A 20,921-nucleotide genomic window follows, 5' to 3' on the forward strand; every position below is an offset into this window, starting at 1 on the left:
GTTAGTAATTGACCTGGCTCGGACCACCAGTATCGCCACGATCGTTACGATCCGGCGTTGAGCTCTGAATGCCCGGGTTAACCGGTTTGGTCGGCGGCGGCGCAGTTTTATCAGCCGGCGGGAAATAGAGAGGCCCTTTCAGACCGCAGCCGGTCAGGCTGAAGATCGCAAACAAAACGGCAAGCGTAGGAAAAACGTTTTTCATTGATAGTTGCCCGTGATTCATTCTTTCTGCTTTCTATCATCGCAGGAGAAGACGTAAAAGCAAGCCTTTAGCATCCGACTGCGCGCGCTTTTGTTTCGCGCTATACTGCGACCCATCTTCAAAAATCAAAAAAGCAGAATAAAATTATGAACGACAGTGAATTCCATCGCCTGGCCGATAGCCTGTGGATGACCATCGAAGAACGCCTGGATGACTGGGACGGCGATAGCGACATCGACTGCGAAATCAACGGCGGCGTGCTGACCATTAGCTTTGAAAACGGCAGCAAAATCATTATTAACCGTCAGGAGCCGCTGCACCAGGTGTGGCTGGCCACCAAACAGGGCGGCTACCATTTCGATCTCAAAGGCGACGAGTGGATCTGCGATCGCAGCGGTGAAACCTTCTGGGATCTGCTGGAGCAGGCGGCGAGCCAGCAGGCCGGTGAGACGGTGAGATTCCGTTAATGACATGTTTCCCGGATGACGGCGCATTGCGCCTTTTCCGGGCCAAATCTACGAGTAGCGCTGCTGCAGCACCGGCGAGGCGGTAACGTCCTGGCTGGTGGGGATCGCGGCGGCAATCGCCTGGGTGCGGAAAGGGATCACCTGGGTGCGCCCGTCCACCTCGACAATCTGATAGAACTGCGGCAGGTTGAAGTTGATAAAACTGGAGCCGTAGGTAAAACGATCGTGCGATGACGAATAGAAGCGGCTGACGTCGCGCACCAGCTCCTCTTTGCTGCCCTCGCAGTGGTGATAGACCTCAGCGCGGTTGCTCTCATCGAGAATATAGATGTTAAAGCCGCTGTCGTTGTTATCCGCGTCTTCAAAGAAGAACTGGATAATCCCTTCGCTGGCGAATCCGTCCACTACCGCCGGCAGCTTAACGTGATTGGTTTCCACCTGCACCGACAGGCCATGGAGCTTGTTGTGCGAGATAGCGCCGTAGAACTCAATGGCGTTTTCCAGCTTCTGCACCGAAACATTGAGACGCTCGAAGAACAGTCCCCAGGTCTGGCCGGAGACGCGCAGCGCTTTAAAGCGCCCGGTATCCTGACGGGTACTGGAGAGACGCAGTTCGATGCACTCGGAGATCATCTGCTGTACGCGGGTGCGGATCAGGCCGCGCAGATGCTGGCTATAGCAGAAGACCTCCACGCTGTCCGGCGGCGCGGCATCCTGATGCATTTTACCAAGGATCGTTTTCAGCGCTTCAATCATCGCCTGCTCGCCGTTGAAATGCAGCGTACGCACTTCATTCCACGAGTTGCGATACAGCAGGTCGACGCTGCCGATCAGACATTTTTGCTCTTCGCCGAAGCTGAAGACATCGAGCTTACGGAAATCGAAGTGCACCACCTGATTGCGGAAGGCCGCCGTCGGGTCATATTCGAGGTTGACGATAATCGCCAGGTGGCGAATTTCGCACGGGCTGTATAGCGCTTTTGGCGTGGGCGCCGGCAGGCGCAGCGGGAAGTGGTGAGACACATCGGCCACCATCTCCTGCAGCTTCGCCAGATCGACGATGCCGTTGCCCTTAATAAACAGGCGGGTGCGTGAGGTCAGCAGGCCGTTAAACCAGGCCCAGGCCACCAGCTTATTAAGATAACGGTTATATTCCAGCGGCTGATGGCTGATGATCGATTCCATATCCGGCGCGCGGTTATACAGATACCAACCGGTACGGTTGGCGCGACCCGGCGGCACGTGAATAAAGGTCAGATTCGGTTCCGACAGATCCGGCGAAATTTGCGGGTTCACCAGCGTCACTTTGCCCGGCAGCGCTTCAAAGGCCGCATACAGCTTACGCGTCAGCACGCCGATATCCTGCGGACTGGCGGAGACGCTGAGGTTATTGCGCCGTGCGAAACGGATCAGATTACGATAGCTCTGCATCATCGCATCGAGCAGTTCGTTGTGCGCCTTGCGCACTTCATCAATTTTCCAGTTCGCCCGGTTGTCGAGCATCATCAGACGCTTTTCATCCCAGCCCCACGCGTTGACCAGCTGGCTGACGACTTCGCGACGCCAGCCGACGCAGGCGCGCTCGCGGCTGAGTTTTTCGCACACTTTCAGGTAGAAGCAGCGGCGCACCAGGTCGAGACGAGTTTCATCGTCAATGGCCTGGAGGTAGGTGGTCACGCGCTCCAGCATCATGCAGTAGGGGTCGAGTCCGAAGGAGACGATCTCGCCGTCGTGCAGGCGCTGTTTGATATCTTTCGCCAGCAGGCGGTTGTTGGGGTATTCCCAGGAGTAGGCTTCCAGCAGCAGCGTTTTCAGCACCGCTTTATAGGGCGAGTCGATACTCTTATACAGCTGCCACAGGCTGGCGCCGAAGTACTCTTCCGCCGACAGTGAACTAAGGCCGCCGAGATCGAGCCACTCGTTTGGCGTCAGCACGCCCTGGGCATACAGCCCCATGACGTAATCGTCGTAATGCTCTTCTTCATCGCACGGCACCATATTCCACAGAATACGCTTGCCGGCGAGACGCACCGCGGTGCGGTAGAACTCATCGAGCAGTAAAATATGCTGGGTCGAACCGCAGTCTTCGCCGCCGAGGCTGCCGCTTTCGTTATGGCGGAAGCGGTTTTCGTCGATCAGGAAGAAGCTGACTTCCACGCCGAGCGAGGCCGCCCAGCTCTCAAGCAGGCTGCATTTTCGCTGCAGCAGCTGGCGCTCTTCGCTATCCAGCCAGGCCTGGTGACATACCCAGATATCAAGATCGGAAGAACAGCTCTGGCCGACGGAGGAGGTACTGCCCATCGAGTAGACGCCGGTGATCGGCAGCTCGCCTTTTGGCGGCTCCTGGGTCTGCATGCCGCGATGCAGTTCCAGTTCTTCAAGATAGTGGCGTTGGGTTTCATCAGGCGTGTAGAGGCAAATGCCACGGGGAACGTTACCGTCAAGGTAACCCGGCATCAGCGGGTGATGATAATGTAATAACGTTGGCAGAAGACTGTAAACCTGCTGGAAAGCGGGTCCCATGGCAGCAAGCGCGCGATCCACGCGCAATTGGTTGATGGCATCCAGTCTCTGTTTCAGTGTCTCAATATAGAGGTACAAGACATATCGCCTGATGTTCAAAAACCCGAGGTACAATAGTACGGAGGATTTCAGTATTTCAACAAAAACCGTCACCATTCGTCGTCGGTGTGGTTGTGATGAGCAGCGGACGGACAAATGGTTTAAAACGTGATCAATTTAACACCTTGCTCATTGACCGTAAAGAAAGATGCGCTACATACAAGTGTAGCACCGTTTATTACCTGTAAATTCCTCACTACGCCTCCGGCAACCGCCACGCGCATGAAAGGTTAAAAAAGAGTGGGCCGGAGCTATCTCCCACATAAACCGTGAAAACTAACATCCGTAAGACAACAATGTTAGGATGGTTAGTGGTCGACAATGACGGTAACAAGCATGTTAGACAAAGTTTTGAAAATTGCCACACGGCAAAGCCCGCTTGCGCTATGGCAGGCGCAATATGTTAAAGCGCGCCTCGAACACGCGCATCCCGGACTGAAGGTCGAGCTGGTGCCGATGGTCACTCGCGGGGATGTCATCCTTGATACTCCGCTGGCAAAGGTGGGTGGCAAGGGCTTATTTGTGAAAGAGTTAGAGCTTGCCATGCTCGAAGGGCGCGCCGATATCGCCGTTCATTCGATGAAAGATGTGCCGGTGGAATTCCCGGAGGGTCTGGGGCTGGTGACTATCTGCGAGCGCGACGATCCGCGCGACGCGTTTGTCTCCAATCACTATGCCTCGATTGATGAACTCCCGGCCGGCAGCGTCGTTGGCACATCAAGTTTACGCCGTCAGTGCCAGCTGGCCGCCACTCGTCCGGACCTGGTGATCCGCTCTCTGCGCGGTAACGTCGGTACCCGGCTGAGTAAGCTGGATAACGGCGAGTATGACGCCATCATCCTCGCCGCCGCCGGCCTGAAGCGCCTGCAGCTTGAGGCGAGAATTCGCCAGCCGCTGTCGCCGGAGCAATCCCTGCCGGCGGTCGGCCAGGGTGCGGTCGGCATCGAATGCCGTCTCGACGATGCATGGACCCAGGGGCTGCTAGCGCCTCTCAACCATACGGAAACGGCAGTGCGCGTGCGCGCCGAGCGGGCGATGAACACTCGTCTCGAAGGCGGCTGCCAGGTGCCGATTGGCAGCTATGCGGAACTCGTCAACGGCGAACTGTGGCTGCGGGCGCTGGTTGGCGCCCCGGATGGTTCGCAGATGGTACGCGGCGAACGGCGCGGGCCAGCAGAGCAGGCCGAAGCGCTCGGCATCTCGCTGGCGGAAGAGCTCCTGGATAACGGCGCGCGCGACATTCTCGCGGCAGTTTATGATGGAGAAGCCCCACGATGAGCATCCTGGTCACTCGTCCATTACCGCAAGGAGAAGCGCTGGTCAGCCGTCTGCGGGCCATGGGACGCGTGGCCTGGGGCTTTCCGCTGATAGAATTTACGCCTGGCCGGGAGCTTCCCGCGCTGGGCGACGCGCTTGCCCGCCTCGGGCCTGACGATCTGCTGTTTGCGCTGTCCCAGCATGCGGTGGAGTTCGCCCATGCCCGCCTGCAGCAACAGGGGCTGCCCTGGCCCACTTCCCCACGCTATTTTGCCATTGGCCGCACGACGGCGCTGGCCCTGCATACGGTCAGCGGGCAGCATATCCATTACCCGTTAGATCGGGAAATTAGCGAAGTCTTGCTACAATTACCTGAATTACAAAACATTGCCGGGAAAAATGCGCTGATCTTACGCGGCAATGGCGGGCGGGAACTCTTAGGCGCGACGCTGACCGAGCGCGGCGCCAGGGTCACATTTTGTGAATGTTATCAACGTAGTGCAAAGCATTACGATGGCGCAGAAGAAGCGATGCGCTGGCAATCTCGCGGGGTCACCACGCTGGTGGTCACCAGCGGCGAGATGCTGCAGCAGCTATGGTCGTTAATACCGCAATGGTATCGCGAACGGTGGCTCCTGCACTGCCGCGTTGTCGTTGTCAGCGAACGTCTGGCCCTTCAGGCCCGGGAGCTGGGCTGGCAGGAGATTCAGGTTGCCGATAGCGCCGACAACGATGCGCTGCTACGCGCATTACAATAACTCTCAACATTGGAAGCCATAATGACGGAACAACAAAATCAATCCGCCGTGGTTGAAGAGACCAGGGAGGCCGTGGAGACCACACCACAGCCAGAGAACACTGATAAGAAGAAGGCTGGCAACAAAACCAGCCTGGCGCTCAGCGCGATCGCTATCGCCATTGCGATAGCCGCCGGTATCGGTCTGTATGGCCTGAACAAACAGCAGGCCTCGCGTCAAAACGAAACCACCTCTGAATTATCAAGCCAGGTCGCGGCGCTGCAAAAAGCGCAGGAGAGCCAAAAAAGCGAACTGGAAGGCATTATCAAACAGCAGGCCGACCAGCTAAACGAAGCCAAACACCAGCAGGAGACGCTGGCCAAACAGCTGGACGAAGTCCAGCAAAAAGTGGCAGTCATTTCCGGTAGCGACGCCAAAACCTGGCTGCTGGCCCAGGCCGACTTCCTCGTCAAGCTGGCGGGACGTAAGCTGTGGAGCGATCAGGATGTCACTACCGCCGCTGCGCTGCTGAAAAGCGCCGACGCCAGTCTCGCCGACATGAATGACCCGAGCCTGATCGGCGCCCGCCGGGCGATTACCGACGACATCGCCACTCTCTCCGCGGTGAACCAGGTGGACTACGACGGCATGATCCTCAAGGTTAATCAGCTGGCGAACCAAATCGATAACCTGCGGCTGGCGGATAATAACGATGACGATTCGCCGATGGATTCTGATAGCGATGAGCTCTCCAGCTCCATCAGCGAATGGCGCATCAATCTGCAGAAAAGCTGGCAGAATTTTATGGACAGCTTTATCACCGTGCGCCGCCGCGATGAAACGGCGGTCCCGCTGCTGGCGCCGAATCAGGATATCTATCTGCGGGAAAATATTCGCTCTCGCCTGCTGGTCGCCGCGCAGGCGGTGCCGCGTCATCAGGAAGAGACCTGGAAACAGTCGCTGGATAACGTCTCGACCTGGGTACGCGCCTATTACGATACCGATGACGCCACCACTAAAGCCTTCCTTGAAGAGGTGGATAAACTCAGTCAGCAAAGCATTACCATGACGGTGCCGGAGACGCTGCAGAGCCAGGCGTTGCTGGAAAAACTGATGCAGACCCGGGTGCGTAATCTGATGGCGCAGCCTGCCGTTTCCGCGGGCGGCGCGCCCGCACCTGCACCGTCTGCACCTGCTGCACCGGCCGCCCCCGCTGCGCCGCAAGGAGAGTAACGCATGCTGAAAATTCTTTTACTCTTCGCACTGTTGATCGCCGGGATCGTGCTTGGCCCGATGATCGCCGGCCATCAGGGCTACGTCCTGATCCAGACTGATAACTACAATATCGAGACCAGCGTGACCGGGCTGGTGATTATCCTGATCCTCGCCATGGTGGTGCTGTTCGCCATTGAATGGCTGCTGCGCCGCATTTTCCGCACCGGGGCGCATACGCGCGGCTGGTTTGTCGGCCGTAAACGCCGTCGCGCGCGTAAGCAAACCGAGCAGGCGCTGCTTAAGCTGGCGGAAGGTGATTACCAGCAGGTTGAGAAGCTGATGGCGAAAAACGCCGATCACGCCGAACAGCCGGTGGTGAACTATCTGCTGGCGGCGGAAGCGGCCCAGCAGCGCGGCGATGAAGCGCGGGCTAACCAGCATCTGGAGCGCGCCACAGAACTGGCGGGCGATGATCTGATCCCGGTGGAAATCACCCGCGTTCGCCTGCAGCTGGCGCGCAATGAAAATCACGCCGCGCGCCATGGCATCGATAAGCTGCTGGAGATCACCCCGCGTCATCCGGAAGTGCTACGCCTCGCCGAACAGGCTTATACCCGCACCGGCGCCTGGCAGTCGCTGCTGGATATCATTCCGTCGATGGCGAAAGCTAACGTCGGCGATGAAGAGCACCGCGCCGCGCTGGAACAGCTGGCGTGGGTTGGCCTGATGGACAAAGCGCTGGCCGATGGCGGCAGCGAGGGGCTGCGTGAATGGTGGCGCAACCAGAGCCGTAAAACGCGGGCGCTGGTGCCGCTGCAGGTGGCGATGGCCGAGCGCCTCATCGAGAGCGACGATCACGATACCGCGCAGCAAATTATCATTGATGGTCTGAAGAAACAGTATGACGACCGTCTGGTGATGCCGATCCCGCGCCTGAAGACCAATAACCCGGAACAGCTGGAGAAAGTACTGCGCCAACAGATCAAAGCCGTTGGCGACCGTCCGCTGCTGTGGAGCACCCTGGGCCAGTCGCTGATGCGGCACGGTGAATGGCAGGAGGCCAGCATCGCCTTCCGCGCCGCGCTTAAGCAGCGTCCGGATGCCTTTGATTACGCCTGGCTGGCCGATGCCCTGGATCGCCTGCATCAGCCGGAGGAAGCGGCCACCATGCGCCGCGATGGCCTGCTGCTGACGCTGCAGAATAACCCTCAGCAATAACCTGGTCTGGCTATCGCCTCCTGCGGGGCGATAGCGCTTCTCCCCCGCCTTCGCGTTGACGATCCCCTGAAAGAAAAAAACGCCTGCGCTGAAATCAGGGCAGGCGTTAAAACAGGTCTGTTTGACAACAAATTGGGTGCTTCACTCAACGTAATGTCCATGGTGTTTGATGAGGCATAAATGCGACATCTGTCAGTGGACGATAAGCACCGTAAGAACGGCTCTGCATCATTCCGGAGTTTATGAGGCACGAAGGCGAACATAAGAGATGGAATGAGCATCTACCCGGTTATTATCGCACAGGATCCGGGGAAATTGCATCTACCACAGTGATGAATTGAGAGTTTTCCTGACGCGTATTCTTAAGCAAAGAGAAGATTTTTTATCAGCAAGATCAGGGGAATAAGTCATGGCAGGAAGTAACAGAAAACAAAAAACCCCGCCGAAGCGGGGTTCAAAATTGGTCGGCGAGAGAGGATTCGAACCTCCGACCCACTGGTCCCAAACCAGTTGCGCTACCAAGCTGCGCTACTCGCCGAAATACTGCTTTTTGAATTTTTAGTTCAATTCGTTAAAGTCGTGGTGCGAGGGGGGGGACTTGAACCCCCACGTCCGTAAGAACACTAACACCTGAAGCTAGCGCGTCTACCAATTCCGCCACCTTCGCAAATTCACAACTCTATCAAATAATGGGGTGGCTAATGGGATTCGAACCCACGACAACTGGAATCACAATCCAGGGCTCTACCAACTGAGCTATAGCCACCACTGCAAACCTTTTACGCGGTATTAAAACCACCGCAGCTCCAGCACCGGGTTAATGGTGCGCCCGACAGGATTCGAACCTGAGACCTCTGCCTCCGGAGGGCAGCGCTCTATCCAGCTGAGCTACGGGCGCTTAGCGCCGTTGCGGGGTCGGATAATACGGACTTCCTCCCCCGCTGTCTAGTGCCTTTTTAAAGAAAATTATCGTTTGCTCATGCTTTGTTCGTTTTGACGCTTATTCAGCCGGATTATTGATTTGTCCCTGTCTTCCGAGGCCAAACACCTTATAAATCAGGGTAACGGCAGCAAGGAAAATAATACCGACAAAGAGCGACATCCGGGTTTCATCATTCAGCCCCATCCCGACCAGCACGCAGATCAGGAAAGCCATGGTGAAATAGTTGGCCCACGGAAACAGCAGCGAACGGAACGGATGGCTGGCTATCGCTGCCTGATGTACGCGACGGAAACGCAGCTGGCTAATCAGGATCACAAACCACGGCACCATCCCCGGCAGGACGCTGGCGCTATAGACATAGACAAATACCCGCTGGGGATTAGGAATGATGTAATTCAGGCAGGAGCCTACCAGCAGGATCAGAATCGACAGCGCCACGCCGACGGCAGGAACGCCGTTGCGCGATACCTTACCGATCGCCGCCGGCAGCTGACGGTTCTTCGCCAGGGCGTACAGCATACGTCCGCAGCTGTACATCCCGCTGTTGCAGCCGGAAAGCGCCGCCGTCAGCACCACGAAGTTGATAATCCCCGCCGCAGCGGTAATACCGATTTTGGCAAACGTCAGTACGAACGGGCTGCCGTTGGAGCCGATTTGATCCCATGGGAAGATGGTGACGATAACGAAAATCGCGCCGACGTAGAAAATCAGGATCCGCCACAGCACTTTGCCCACCGCGCTGCGTAACGTGACCTGCGGATTTTTCGCTTCACCTGCGGTAATGCCGATGAGCTCCACGCCCTGATATGACGCAACCACGATACACAGCGCCGTCAGGAAGCCCTTCCAGCCGCCGGCAAAGAAACCGCCATGTTCGGTCAGGTTGCCAAAACCGATGGAGTGGCCGCCGTTGCCAAAGCCGAAGAAAATGACGCCCAGGCCCACGACGATCATCACAATAATGGTGGTCACTTTAATCATGGCGAACCAGAACTCGATTTCACCGTACAGCCGGACCGCCGCGAGGTTTGCCAGCGCCACCAGCCCCACGGCAATTAATGCCGGTATCCACTGCGCCATCTCCGGGAACCAGAACTGCACATAGACGCCGATGGCGGTAATCTCCGAGATGCCCACCGCCATCCACATAAACCAGTACGACCACGCGGTCAGGTAGCCGAAGAAGGGGCTCATATAGCGATGCGCATACACCGCGAAAGAGCCGGTGACGGGCTCAAGGAACAGCATTTCGCCCATTGAGCGCATAATGAAAAAGACGAACAGGCCAGCGATAATGTACGCCAGCAGCACGGAAGGTCCAGCCCACTTCAGCGTACTGGCCGCCCCCATAAACAACCCCACGCCAATCGTCCCACCAAGGGCGATCAGTTCAATATGCCGGGCCTCCAGTCCACGCTGGAGCTCCGCTTTTTTCTCAGTCATATATCCTCTTGTGTTTGCCGTATTCCGGGTACTCCCGGTTATTGTTATTAACTGAACTCATAGCCTTGCCGACGCGCAGGTCTCCCCCGCGCGTATAAAGCCTGCGAATGGTTAATTAATTTTGCGGAAATGGCAAATAAAGTATCAGGCGAGTGAAGAGATTACACAGAATATGTATGCAAACTCGCCTGGTTGCAGTGGAATATCAGAGCTTACCGGAATAATGCCAACGTAAATAGCGCAGTAGGCGGAACTGTCTCTTGATGCGGCTCGGCTGTAAAAGCAGACGATAGAACCATTCCAGCCCCAGATCCTGCCAGAACTTCGGCGCCCGATGCACGTGCCCGGTGAAAACATCGTAAGTGCCGCCGACGCCCATATACAGCGCGTGCGGGTACAGACGCCGACAGTCGCGCATAAAGATCTCCTGACGCGGGGACCCCATGGCGACGGTGACGATTTTCGCCCCGCTGTCGCGAATGCGTTCGAATAATGCCTGGCGCTGTTCAGGAGCAAAATAGCCGTCCTGGGTGCCGACGATATTCACCTGCCAGCGCTGGCGCAGGCTGGACGCCGTCTGCGCCAGGACTTCAGGTTTACCGCCGACCAAAAACACCGGTGTGCCTTCAGCGCCGGCGCGATGCATTAACGCTTCCCAGAGATCGGCCCCTGCCACGCGGGACACCTGGGCTTGCGGATATTTTTTACGCAGCGAACGCACCACGCTGATGCCATCCGCATATTTAAACTCCGCCGCCTCAATCAGCGCCCGCACCTCCGGGTTATCCTCTACGGCCAGCATTTTCTCGGCATTAATCGCCACCAGCGTCCCCTCGCGGAGAACGCCGTCGGCATACAAATAATCCAGAGCGTGCTGCATATCGCGCCAGCCTATGAGCTGCAGCCCTCTTAACAGGTACAACGGCGCGGAAATGGTCCCAGTCATGTCCATCCTTCTCAGACTTGCGGTTGCGAAAGCGGTTTTACGCGCTTATGAATCAGTCCCACGCTATCCAGGAACCAGTACAGCAGTTTCGCCGCCAGCAAGCAGATACCAAAGATCACGAGGAAAAACACCACGCGGGAGCCGAACGAATCCAGGCCCTCGCGCGCCAGCACTATCATGTTGAAGATAGCGCCGAAACAGAAACTGTGCAGGATAGCCGCTTTATAGCGATTGCTCTCCCGGTTGCCCAGCTCATACAGCCAGTCGAACCATTTAATAATCAACCCGACCGCCACGGCGCCCAGCGGCACAAACCAGACGCCGCCCATCACCACCAGCGAGCCAATCAGCGTCGGCGAAATCGCCAGCCCCGAATGGTTGTTTAATACTTCCCAGGTAAAGTAGTTGGCGGTATTGAGCACCATCGTCGGGCGACCGTGCCACATCCAGCTGGGGATAAAGACGTAGAAATCGCGGATCATCGGCGCCAGACCCTGAAAATCGATCTTGTCGTAGTTTTGCAGCAGCAGCGCCAGGTTCTCCCACGGCGAGAAGGTATCGCGTGTGAGATAGAGGAAGGTATAAAACGCTTCGTCGCCGCTGACGTTCATCCCGTAGCGTTTCAGCGCCAGCCAGAACATGCCGACGATGCCCAGCACGCCCGCCGCCGCCAGCATCCACAGGCTGATCCAACCGCGAATAATGCCGATAAACAGGAAGATGGCGAAGGCGATGATGATATTGGCGCGCGTCCCGCCGACGATAGCGTAGGTCAGCAAACCAAAGGCCACCGTGCTGACGAGGAAGAAGATCCACGCCTTATAATCCTGGCGCAGGAAATAGACCACCAGCATCGCCGGAATAAAGAAGTAGAAGAAGCGCTTCAACGCCACGCCGGAGACTTCAGCAGAGAAAATCTGGCTGTAGGAGTTGAGCTTAAACAGCAGGAAACCGTTGTGGGCGAAGAAGATGCCAACGCACAGCAGCGCCAGCCCCATCAAAATGCCCCACGCCAGATGGGTTTCTACCCGGTTCATGGTGAACAGCGGCCGACGCGCAACCTCACGCGATGCCGGACGCAGCCGCGTTTTATAGGTCACGTAGTAAATCGCGTAGAAGCACACCGCGATCAGCAGCGTCTGCAGCAAAATCTCCGGCGGCGCCACGCTGACGTCAAAGCGGAACACCAGAATACTGGTCAGCGGGAAACCGAAGAAGAAAGTCAGCAGAAACAGCAACGAGAAAAAGACGTTGAAGTTGAAGCGTACCCGGCGGAACTCAAACCAGGTGGCGGTAGCGATAAACAGCGTCGACAGCAGCCAGACTACCAGCAGCCCGCTAAATTGCATTAACGTCATGCCAGCCCCTCCGCCGCTAACCGTAGCGCCCGCTGCCAGCCCGTCAGATAGTTCGGCCGGAAGAAAGCGATACCCGACTTATCCACGCTCGCCAGTTGGCGCTGCGCTTCGCGCACCACGCTGACGTCCAGCGCATCGCTGGTGAACAGCACCGGCACATGCTGCTCGGTCATATCCTGCCAGAACGGGTTTTCGCGGTTGAGCACGCAGGGAATGCCCGCCTGAATCAGCAGGCACAGGGTGCCGATCCCCTGCTGACGCGCGAACAGGAAATAGCCCAGATCGCAGCGGCGCAGCAGCGCCAGATAATCATGAAACTCCAGTTTCTCGCTGAGGATCTGCAGATGCTCACCGCTAAACAGCGCCGCCCCCGCCTCACGAACCTCATTGATATAGGCCTCGTTATTCGCCGGATAGCCCATCGGCACGATGACGTTTACCGTATCGCCAAACTGCTGATGAATAGCCTTCATCGCGGCAATATGTTCATTGCTGCGATCCCCGGAGTTACCCACCAGAATGGTCAGCGTGTCGCCGCGCGGCGCGTTTTCGGCCAGGGTATTCAGCGCCGGATCCATTCGGGTCGGGAAATAGAGCAGTTCGCCCGGGACGCGCGGATGACGGTTTGCGAACCAGCTCAGATCGCCGCGGGTGGCGAAAACGCGCCCTACCCGCCCCTGCGCCAGGCGGCGCAGCGGATAGAACAGACGGAACTTCAGGCTGGTGGCGTTTTCGTACAGATCCGCCCCCCAGATATGCCAGTTAAACTGCGACGGGCGGATACCACCGCCCAACAGCGCCAGCCACAGGCCGGTATTGAACTGGCCGTGGAAGAAAAAGCGCTGCTGGCGGTTGGCTTTGGCTTGCGCAATCACCGCCTGCGCCAGCGACTTCTTCCCCGGATAACAGGTGATGTCCAGCGCCGGATACCCATCACGCACGCTGGCCTCATCACCGACGATCATAAATCTCCTGGCCTGCGGATCGGCGGCCAGTTCGTCGTTAAAGAACCGCAGTACGGTCTGGTTATGATGCGGGATATCTGATCCCAGTACATGTATCAGTGCTGTCATGCCCGTTTACGCCAGAGTAAAAACACGCCACTACAAAGGGCGAAATAAACAATATAAGTGGCCATATACGCCTGCGCCGCGCCAACCGCGCCGTGCGCCGGTATAAGCCAGTGTGAGAATGCGGTCAGCAGTGTGAACTGACTGATTTCCGTCAGAATATAAAAACGCAGCGACGCTTTGGCGATCACCAGATAGCCATAGACGTAGGCGCCTACTTTTAAAACGTCGCCCACCAGCTGCCAGGCGAACAGGTCACGCATCGCGGTAAAGCGATCGGAAAACAGCAGCCAGATGGCAAAATCGCGCAGCAGCCAGACCGTCAGGCTCGCCGCCGCCACTGCCGGCAGGACGAATTTCAGCGACTTGACTATCTCGCGGGTGATATCCGTTTTGGCGCTCAGCCGCGACAGCGTCGGCAGGAGATAGACGCTGAACGAGGCGGTAATAAACTGCAGATAGGCATCAGAGATGCTGCTCACCCCCTGCCAGATACCCACCGCCTCCCAGCCATAATGCGCCGCCAGCAGATTACGCATCATCACATAAGCCACCGGCAGGGTCACTGAGGTTATCAGCGCCATCAGGGTAAATTTCGATAGCTGTCCCGCCAGACCGTTATCCCAGCGCGGACGCAAGGCGCTCAGCGGGATATTACCCCGCCGCCAGAGCATAATACCCGCCGGAACCACCACCAGCGCCGGAACTAACGCCAGCCCCAGCAGCGCGCCCTGATAGCCTCCCAACACGTAGCAAGCATAGTAAGCCGCCACGCCGATCAGGCTCCCGGCAATCAGCGAGAAGGCGTTACCCGCCGCATCGCGAAAGCCTTTCATCAGCGCCAGCAGGAAGTTTGCCCAGGCGATCCCCATCTGTACCAGCGCCACCAGCCGTACCAGATTCTGATAATGAGTATGGCCGAACAACCCCTGGCTTATCGGCGCCGCGGCCAGTAAAAACACCAGCGCCAGCAGTGTGGAAAAGCCAAGCACCATCGCCGACGAGGTGCCCACCACCTGCTTCAGGCGCGGGGGATCGTCGTGATGCTGCGCCACCAGCTTCGTGACGCCATTAAATATCCCGGCCCCGGCCAGCACGCCGAGCACGGTGACCAGTTGCCGGAAGTTACCGGCCTGGCCAACGCCCGCGGGCCCAAACGAGACGGCCAGCAGCTTGACGACCAACAGCCCGGCGCCGATTTTGACCAGCGTCGATGCCGCCGTCCACAATGAAGCTTTTGCTAACGACATATCAGGAGAAGTAGCTCAGCAGCGAGTTAATCACCGTCCGCTGGTTCACCACAGACAGATTGTAAAACAGCGGCAGGCGTACCAGGCGCTCGCTCTCCTGGGTGGTATAGCGGTCTTCACCGTGGAATTCGCCGAAGTGTTCGCCTGCCGGACAGCTGTGCAGAGGAATGTAATGGAATACCGCGAGGATCTCCGCCTCTTTCAGCCAGGCGATCAACCTGCTGCGATCCTCGATATCGCGCAGCTTAATGTAGAACATGTGCGCGTTTTGCCCGCAGTCGGCCGGGATCGTCGGCAGTTCGATACGTCCCGCGCGTGCCAGCGGCAGCAGGGCGTCATAGTAGTTCTGCCACAGCGCCAGGCGCTGTTGGTTGATGCGCTCCGCCGCTTCCAGCTGCGCCCACAGGTAGGCGGCCTGCAGGTCGGACATCAGATAGCTGGAGCCAATGTCCCGCCAGGTATATTTATCCACCAGGCCACGAAAGAACTGGCTGCGGTTGGTGCCTTTTTCGCGAATGATCTCCGCGCGCTCCACCAGCGTGCGATCGTTGATGAGCGTCGCCCCGCCCTCACCGCCAGCGGTATAGTTTTTGGTTTCATGGAAGCTGAAGCAGCCGATATGGCCGATGGTGCCCAGCGCACGCCCCTTGTAGGTGGACATCACCCCCTGCGCGGCATCTTCCACCACGAACAGGTTGTACTTGTCGGCGATGGCCATGATGATATCCATCTCGCAAGCTACGCCGGCGTAATGCACCGGGACGATCGCCCGGGTTTTATCGGTGATAGCGGCTTCGATTAACGTTTCATCGATATTCATCGTATCGCGACGGATATCGACGAAGACGATTTTCGCCCCGCGCAGCACAAAAGCATTGGCGGTGGAGACAAAGGTATAGCTGGGCATAATCACTTCGTCGCCCGGCTGGATATCCAGCAGCAGCGCGGCCATCTCCAGCGAAGCCGTGCAGGAAGGGGTTAGCAGGGCTTTTGCCGTGCCAAAACGCTGCTCCATCCACTGCTGACAGCGGCGCGTAAAGCCGCCGTCGCCGCACAGCTTGCCGCTGTTCATCGCAGACTGCATGTAATCAAGCTCGGTTCCAACCACCGGTGGCGCGTTAAATGGGATCATGAGGTCACCTGTATAGCCAGTAGGCGGTGCTTTCCACATTAGCACCGCTGAGAATATAACGTTTAAGCGCGGCGGTGTTGCCCATCTGGGTCGCCACCCGCAGTGTAGAAAGTCCGCGCGAAGCGGCCCAGTACCGCGCCGCCTGCATCAGCTGCGCCCCGGCGCCGCGTCCGGCCAGCAGGCCGATACGCGCCTCGGTGGCATTGAGCTGGCGCAGGGAGACAAAGGCGCGAATATCGCCCTCAGGATGGCGGTAAATCAGGCACTGATGATCGAAGGTGCCGCGCACCGCATTTTCAATCCACTGGGCATAGAAGCGGCCGCTGGCATCGGCAGCGTACCAGGGCGCACGAAAGCGGCTCAGGGCAAAGGCCTGCGCCGCCAGCTCGCGCAGTGGCGCAATATCCGCCTCCACGGCGACGTCGGCGCCCGCATCCGCAGGGTTGCCCACCGGTAGCGCCAGATCGACCTCGCCTTCCACCAGCTGAAAACCCAGCTGCTGCAGCGCGTCGAGCCGGACGGTGTCGCTGGCGGCTACCTTCGCCTGCACCCGCGACCACCCCGCCAGCGCCTCAGGCGTCAGCAGCGGTGCACGCTCGTCAAAGTGAACGACGGCGCTGTTAACGGCAAAGAAGCGGTTCTCCCACTCCAGGGGATCAATACTGGCGCGGACGGGCACGGAGCAGATCCAGCAGATATTGGCCGTAGCCGGTTTTTTCCAGCCGCTTCGCCGCGCGTTTGACGCCGTCGTCGTCCAGCCAGCCGTTGCGCCAGCCGATCTCTTCCAGACAGGCGATTTTAAAGCCCTGACGCTTCTCGACGGTCTGCACAAACATGCTGGCCTCGATCAAGCTATCGTGGGTGCCGGTATCCAGCCACGCAAAGCCGCGTCCAAGCAGTTCGACGGTTAATGCGCCATCTTCAAGGTACATCTGGTTGATGGAGGTGATTTCCAGTTCGCCGCGCTCGGATGGCTTGACCCGTTTGGCGTACTCCGCCACCTTGCCATCGTAGAAATAGAGACCGGTGACCGCCCAGTTCGACTTCGGCTGCTTCGGCTTCTCTTCCAGCGACAGCGCGCGGAAGTTGTCATCAAACTCCACCACGCCAAAGCGTTCAGGATCCATCACCTGATAGCCAAAAATCGTCGCCCCTTCCGTGCGGGCAGCCACGTTGCGCAGCTTGGGGCTGAAGCTCTGGCCGAAGAAGATGTTGTCGCCTAACACCAGGCACGCCGGTTCACCGTTAAGAAAGGCTTCGCCGATGATAAACGCCTGGGCTAAACCATCCGGCGACGGCTGTACGGCATAGTGCAGCGCAATGCCAAACTCTGAACCATCGCCGAGCAGGCGCTGGAAATCGCGCAGATCGTCCGGCGTGGTGATGATCAGGATCTCACGGATCCCGGCCAGCATTAATACCGACAGCGGGTAGTAGATCATCGGCTTATCGTAGATCGGCAACAGCTGCTTCGACACGCCGCGGGTGATAGGATGCAGTCGCGTTCCGGACCCCCCCGCCAGAATAATACCTTTCATCATTCCCCCCAGAGATGATTAGCCTTGCAGCCCAAGACGCTCGCCCTGATAGCTACCGTCCTGAACCTGGCGCCACCATGTCTCGTTCGCCAGATACCACGCCACGGTCTTACGCATGCCGGAAGTGAAGGTCTCAGCCGGCGTCCAGCCCAGCTCACGGGCAATCTTCGAGGCATCAATGGCATAGCGCAGATCGTGGCCCGGGCGGTCGGCAACAAAGGCGATCAGGTCGCGATAGTGCGCCACGCCCTGCGGCTTATTCGGCGCCAGCGCTTCGAGCAATTCGCAAATGGTTTCCACCACCTCGATGTTTTTACGTTCGTTATGACCGCCGATATTGTAAGTCTCGCCCGGTTCGCCGCGGGTCGCCACCAGATATAGCGCCCTGGCGTGATCTTCCACGTACAGCCAGTCGCGGATCTGCTGTCCATTGCCATACACCGGCAGCGGCTTGCCCGCCAGCGCGTTGAGGATCGTCAGCGGGATCAGCTTCTCGGGGAAGTGATACGGGCCGTAGTTGTTCGAACAGTTGGTGATAAGCGTCGGCAGGCCATAGGTTCGCAGCCAGGCGCGCACCAGGTGGTCGCTGCTGGCTTTCGAGGCCGAATAGGGACTGCTTGGCGCATAGGGCGTGGTCTCGGTAAAGAAATCATCGCTGCCGTGCAGATCGCCATACACTTCATCGGTGGAGATATGATGGAAGCGAAACGCCGATTTTTGCGCCGTAGCCAGCGTATTCCACCAGCTTCGGGCCGCCTCCAGCAGCGTATAGGTGCCCACGATATTGGTTTCAATAAACGCCGCCGGGCCGTCAATCGAACGATCGACATGGCTTTCCGCCGCCAGGTGCATCACTGTATCCGGTTGATACTGAACGAAAATACGATCAAGCTCGCCGCGGTCGCAAATATCCACCTGTTCAAAGGCGAAACGCGCATCCTGCGCCACCGGCGCCAGCGACATTAAATTGCCGGCGTAGGTCAGTTTATCCACCACCACCACGCGATCGGCGGTGTGCTGGATAATCTCCCGCACTACCGCCGAACCAATGAAGCCCGCGCCGCCGGTGACCAGAATGGTTCTCACCGCCACACTCCTTTGGTGTCGATGATATACGCCTGGGTGACGCTATCGCCGCTAACGGCTTTAAATTCATGGTGATCGACCAGCATCACCAGCACATCGGCGCTGGCCAGCGCCGCATCGAGGGTCGCCAGCGTACACAGACCGTCGAGCTTCTTCGGCAGCGCGTGAATGTTGGGCTCAACCACCTGCGTCGTGCCGCTGTGCCAGCGGGCAATCTGCGCGGCAATTTCCATTGCCGGGCTTTCGCGCAGGTCGTCAATATTCGGCTTAAAGGCGAGGCCAAAACAGGCAATGGTCAGTTCGCTGGCCCGTTTGTTGGTGGCATTCAGGCAGTCCGCTACCTGCGTTTTCACCTGTTCGATAACCCATTCCGGCTTGTGGTCGTTAACCTCACGGGCCGTGCGGATCAGACGCGCCTGCTGCGGGTTCTGCGCCACGATAAACCACGGGTCGACGGCGATACAGTGGCCGCCGACGCCCGGACCCGGCTGCAGGATATTCACCCGAGGATGACGGTTCGCCAGGCGGATCAGCTCCCAGACGTTAATGCCCTGGTCAGCGCAAATCAGCGACAGCTCGTTGGCAAAAGCGATGTTGACGTCGCGGAAGCTGTTTTCCGTCAGCTTGCACATCTCAGCGGTGCGCGAGTTGGTCACCACACATTCGCCTTCAAGGAAGATTTTATACAGCTCGCTGGCGCGAGCGGAGCAGACTGGCGACATGCCCCCGATAACGCGGTCGTTTTTAATCAGCTCGACCATCACCTGACCGGGCAATACCCGCTCCGGGCAGTAGGCGATATTCACGTCCGCCGCTTCACCCACCTGCTGGGGGAAGCTAAGATCCGGGCGCATCTCCGCCAGCCACTCAGCCATCTGTTCGGTCGACCCGACCGGCGAGGTGGACTCGAGGATCACCAGCGAGCCTTTCTTTAACGTTGGCGCAATGGATTTTGCCGCCGACTCGACAAACACCATATCCGGCTCGTGGCGATCTTTAAACGGCGTCGGCACGGCAATCAGGTAGGCATCCGCTGCCACCGGGGTGGTGGTGGCGCTTAAATACCCCTGCTCGACCGCGGTCTTCACCACGCTCGCCAGATCCGGCTCCACGATATGAATCTCTCCACGGTTAATGGTCTCCACGGCATGTTGATTGACATCAACGCCGACCACCCGCTTCTGCCGGGAGGCGAACGCGGCAGCGGTTGGCAGCCCGATATAGCCAAGGCCAATCACTGAAATGGTAGAAAAACTCATAGCGTTACCTGATTATTTTTAAGTGCAGACAAAATTCGACGACATGCTTCGCCATCGCCATAAGGATTATGCGCGCGGCTCATCGCCTGGTATGCGGCATCATCCTCCAGCAGTCGCGTCACTTCCGCGACGATGCGCTGGCTGTCAGTGCCCACCAGACACACGGTGCCGGCGGCCACCGCTTCCGGACGTTCGGTCATATCGCGCATGACCAGCACCGGTTTCCCCAGGGAAGGCGCCTCTTCCTGAATGCCACCGGAATCGGTCAGGATGAGCCAGGCCCGATCCATCAACCAGACGAACGGCAGGTAGTCCTGCGGTTCAATCAACATCACGTTGTCGATATGGCCGAGAATACGGTTCACCGGTTCGCTGACATTAGGATTCAGGTGAACCGGATAGACAATCTGCACCTCAGGGTGGGTATGGGCTATCTCCGCCAGCGCCTGGCAGATCTGCTCAAAACCGCGGCCGAAGCTTTCCCGCCGATGGCCGGTAACCAGAATCATTTTTTTACCGTGGCTAATGAAAGGGTAGCGCTGCAGCAAGGTCTCCCGTAGCGCTTCATCGCCCAGAACCCGATCGCGCACCCAGAACAGAGCATCGATGACGGTATTACCGGTCACCGTGATGCGACTGTCGGCAATGTTCTCCCGCAGGAGATTCTGCCGCGAGGTTTCCGTAGGGGCGAAGTGGTACGTCGCCAGATGCCCGGTCAACGTACGGTTGCCCTCTTCCGGCCACGGCGAACTTAAATCGCCGGTCCGCAGCCCCGCCTCTACATGGCCCACCGGTATGCGCTGGTAAAACGCCGCCAGGCTCGCCGCCATCGTGGTGGTGGTATCGCCATGCACCAGCACCACGTCGGGTTTAAACGACTCCAGGACCGGCTTCAGCCCCTCAAGAATACGGCAGGTGATCTCGGTGAGCCCCTGCCCCGGCTTCATGATGTTGAGATCGTAGTCCGGGGTGATGGAGAATAGTTTCAACACCTGATCGAGCATCTCCCGATGCTGCGCGGTCACGCATACTTTCGCCTCAAAATGAGGATCCTTTGCCAGCGCATGGACCAGAGGAGCCATCTTGATGGCTTCCGGCCTCGTGCCAAATACAGTTAGTACTTTCACATCGATTCTCTTCGATTAGGCGATGAAGGTCATCTGCCCTTCACCACA

The 20,921-nt window shown here is 58.1% G+C and carries 18 protein-coding genes and 4 tRNA genes; 5 read left to right on the top strand and 17 right to left on the bottom strand.

Features of this window, described 5'->3' with window-relative positions; translation table 11 throughout:
- Position 1: 1 nt before the first annotated feature.
- Positions 2-205: a lipoprotein gene (locus GT756_RS24885; RefSeq protein WP_004886794.1), complete on the bottom strand. Its 204-nt coding sequence runs from the start codon at positions 203-205 to the stop codon at positions 2-4.
- Positions 206-351: 146 nt separating this feature from the next.
- Between GT756_RS24885 and cyaY the strand changes: the two genes are divergently transcribed.
- Positions 352-672 carry an iron donor protein CyaY gene (cyaY, locus tag GT756_RS24890; RefSeq protein WP_004886799.1) on the top strand — a complete coding sequence of 107 codons (321 nt, stop codon included), beginning with the start codon at positions 352-354 and terminating at the stop codon, positions 670-672.
- A 48-nt stretch (positions 673-720) separates the two neighbouring features.
- Here cyaY and cyaA read toward each other — a convergent pair whose 3' ends face one another.
- Positions 721-3,273 (bottom strand): class I adenylate cyclase, encoded by a 2,553-nt coding sequence (gene cyaA, locus GT756_RS24895; RefSeq protein WP_025999157.1) that lies wholly within the window; start codon positions 3,271-3,273, stop codon positions 721-723.
- Positions 3,274-3,630: 357 nt separating this feature from the next.
- On the opposite strand from cyaA, the gene hemC reads away from it, so the two are divergent.
- Genes hemC through hemY form a run of 4 tightly spaced genes read left to right on the top strand, consistent with a single transcriptional unit; the run spans position 3,631 to position 7,721 of the window.
- Entirely contained in the window at positions 3,631-4,572 is a 942-nt protein-coding gene (hemC, locus tag GT756_RS24900; protein WP_004886804.1) for a hydroxymethylbilane synthase, read from the top strand.
- Positions 4,569-5,309, top strand: coding sequence for a uroporphyrinogen-III synthase (hemD, locus tag GT756_RS24905; protein WP_017899402.1), 741 nt, complete (start codon positions 4,569-4,571; stop codon positions 5,307-5,309). Before hemC ends, hemD begins: the two co-directional genes overlap by 4 nt.
- Positions 5,310-5,330: 21 nt before the next feature.
- Entirely contained in the window at positions 5,331-6,521 is a 1,191-nt protein-coding gene (hemX, locus tag GT756_RS24910; protein WP_048293969.1) for a uroporphyrinogen-III C-methyltransferase, read from the top strand.
- Between the two features lie 3 nt (positions 6,522-6,524).
- Positions 6,525-7,721 carry a protoheme IX biogenesis protein HemY gene (gene hemY / locus GT756_RS24915; RefSeq protein ID WP_004886811.1) on the top strand — a complete coding sequence of 399 codons (1,197 nt, stop codon included), beginning with the start codon at positions 6,525-6,527 and terminating at the stop codon, positions 7,719-7,721.
- Positions 7,722-8,182: 461 nt separating this feature from the next.
- On the opposite strand, the gene GT756_RS24920 is transcribed toward hemY, so the two are convergent.
- The 15 genes from GT756_RS24920 to wecB all read right to left on the bottom strand — a co-directional run bounded on the left by GT756_RS24920 (position 8,183) and on the right by wecB (position 20,873).
- Positions 8,183-8,259: transfer RNA gene (locus GT756_RS24920), tRNA-Pro, on the bottom strand.
- 42 nt (positions 8,260-8,301) lie between these two features.
- A tRNA-Leu gene (locus GT756_RS24925) sits at positions 8,302-8,388 on the bottom strand.
- A 23-nt stretch (positions 8,389-8,411) separates the two neighbouring features.
- Positions 8,412-8,487 (bottom strand) — tRNA-His (locus tag GT756_RS24930).
- Between the two features lie 55 nt (positions 8,488-8,542).
- Positions 8,543-8,619: transfer RNA gene (locus GT756_RS24935), tRNA-Arg, on the bottom strand.
- A 102-nt stretch (positions 8,620-8,721) separates the two neighbouring features.
- The gene (locus tag GT756_RS24940) at positions 8,722-10,107 is read right to left on the bottom strand and encodes an amino acid permease (RefSeq protein WP_004886813.1); all 1,386 of its coding nucleotides are present in this window, start codon (positions 10,105-10,107) and stop codon (positions 8,722-8,724) included.
- A 205-nt stretch (positions 10,108-10,312) separates the two neighbouring features.
- Entirely contained in the window at positions 10,313-11,053 is a 741-nt protein-coding gene (gene wecG, locus GT756_RS24945) for a lipopolysaccharide N-acetylmannosaminouronosyltransferase (RefSeq protein ID WP_160125117.1), read from the bottom strand.
- Positions 11,054-11,064: 11 nt separating this feature from the next.
- Positions 11,065-12,411: an ECA oligosaccharide polymerase gene (gene wzyE, locus GT756_RS24950; RefSeq protein WP_017899404.1), complete on the bottom strand. Its 1,347-nt coding sequence runs from the start codon at positions 12,409-12,411 to the stop codon at positions 11,065-11,067.
- Positions 12,408-13,484: a TDP-N-acetylfucosamine:lipid II N-acetylfucosaminyltransferase gene (locus tag GT756_RS24955; protein WP_043521017.1), complete on the bottom strand. Its 1,077-nt coding sequence runs from the start codon at positions 13,482-13,484 to the stop codon at positions 12,408-12,410. Before GT756_RS24955 ends, wzyE begins: the two co-directional genes overlap by 4 nt.
- Positions 13,481-14,731, bottom strand: coding sequence for a lipid III flippase WzxE (wzxE, locus tag GT756_RS24960; RefSeq protein ID WP_004886828.1), 1,251 nt, complete (start codon positions 14,729-14,731; stop codon positions 13,481-13,483). The genes GT756_RS24955 and wzxE overlap by 4 nt, the downstream gene beginning before the upstream one ends.
- Position 14,732: 1 nt before the next feature.
- The gene (gene rffA / locus GT756_RS24965) at positions 14,733-15,863 is read right to left on the bottom strand and encodes a dTDP-4-amino-4,6-dideoxygalactose transaminase (protein WP_004886831.1); all 1,131 of its coding nucleotides are present in this window, start codon (positions 15,861-15,863) and stop codon (positions 14,733-14,735) included.
- Positions 15,864-15,867: 4 nt separating this feature from the next.
- Positions 15,868-16,542 carry a dTDP-4-amino-4,6-dideoxy-D-galactose acyltransferase gene (gene rffC, locus GT756_RS24970; protein ID WP_004886833.1) on the bottom strand — a complete coding sequence of 225 codons (675 nt, stop codon included), beginning with the start codon at positions 16,540-16,542 and terminating at the stop codon, positions 15,868-15,870.
- On the bottom strand, positions 16,520-17,401 hold the full coding sequence (gene rfbA, locus GT756_RS24975) for a glucose-1-phosphate thymidylyltransferase RfbA (protein ID WP_065878519.1): 882 nt from the start codon (positions 17,399-17,401) through the stop codon (positions 16,520-16,522). The genes rffC and rfbA overlap by 23 nt, the downstream gene beginning before the upstream one ends.
- A gap of 18 nt (positions 17,402-17,419) precedes the next feature.
- A complete protein-coding gene (rffG, locus tag GT756_RS24980; protein WP_023319442.1) occupies positions 17,420-18,487 on the bottom strand; it encodes a dTDP-glucose 4,6-dehydratase in 1,068 nt (355 codons plus the stop codon).
- Positions 18,484-19,746: a UDP-N-acetyl-D-mannosamine dehydrogenase gene (wecC, locus tag GT756_RS24985; RefSeq protein WP_049092831.1), complete on the bottom strand. Its 1,263-nt coding sequence runs from the start codon at positions 19,744-19,746 to the stop codon at positions 18,484-18,486. The genes rffG and wecC overlap by 4 nt, the downstream gene beginning before the upstream one ends.
- On the bottom strand, positions 19,743-20,873 hold the full coding sequence (gene wecB / locus GT756_RS24990; RefSeq protein ID WP_072061006.1) for a non-hydrolyzing UDP-N-acetylglucosamine 2-epimerase: 1,131 nt from the start codon (positions 20,871-20,873) through the stop codon (positions 19,743-19,745). Before wecB ends, wecC begins: the two co-directional genes overlap by 4 nt.
- Positions 20,874-20,921: the final 48 nt, after the last annotated feature.

This window comes from Klebsiella sp. Q2, from assembly GCF_009900705.1.
Lineage (GTDB): Bacteria > Pseudomonadota > Gammaproteobacteria > Enterobacterales > Enterobacteriaceae > Klebsiella > Klebsiella quasipneumoniae.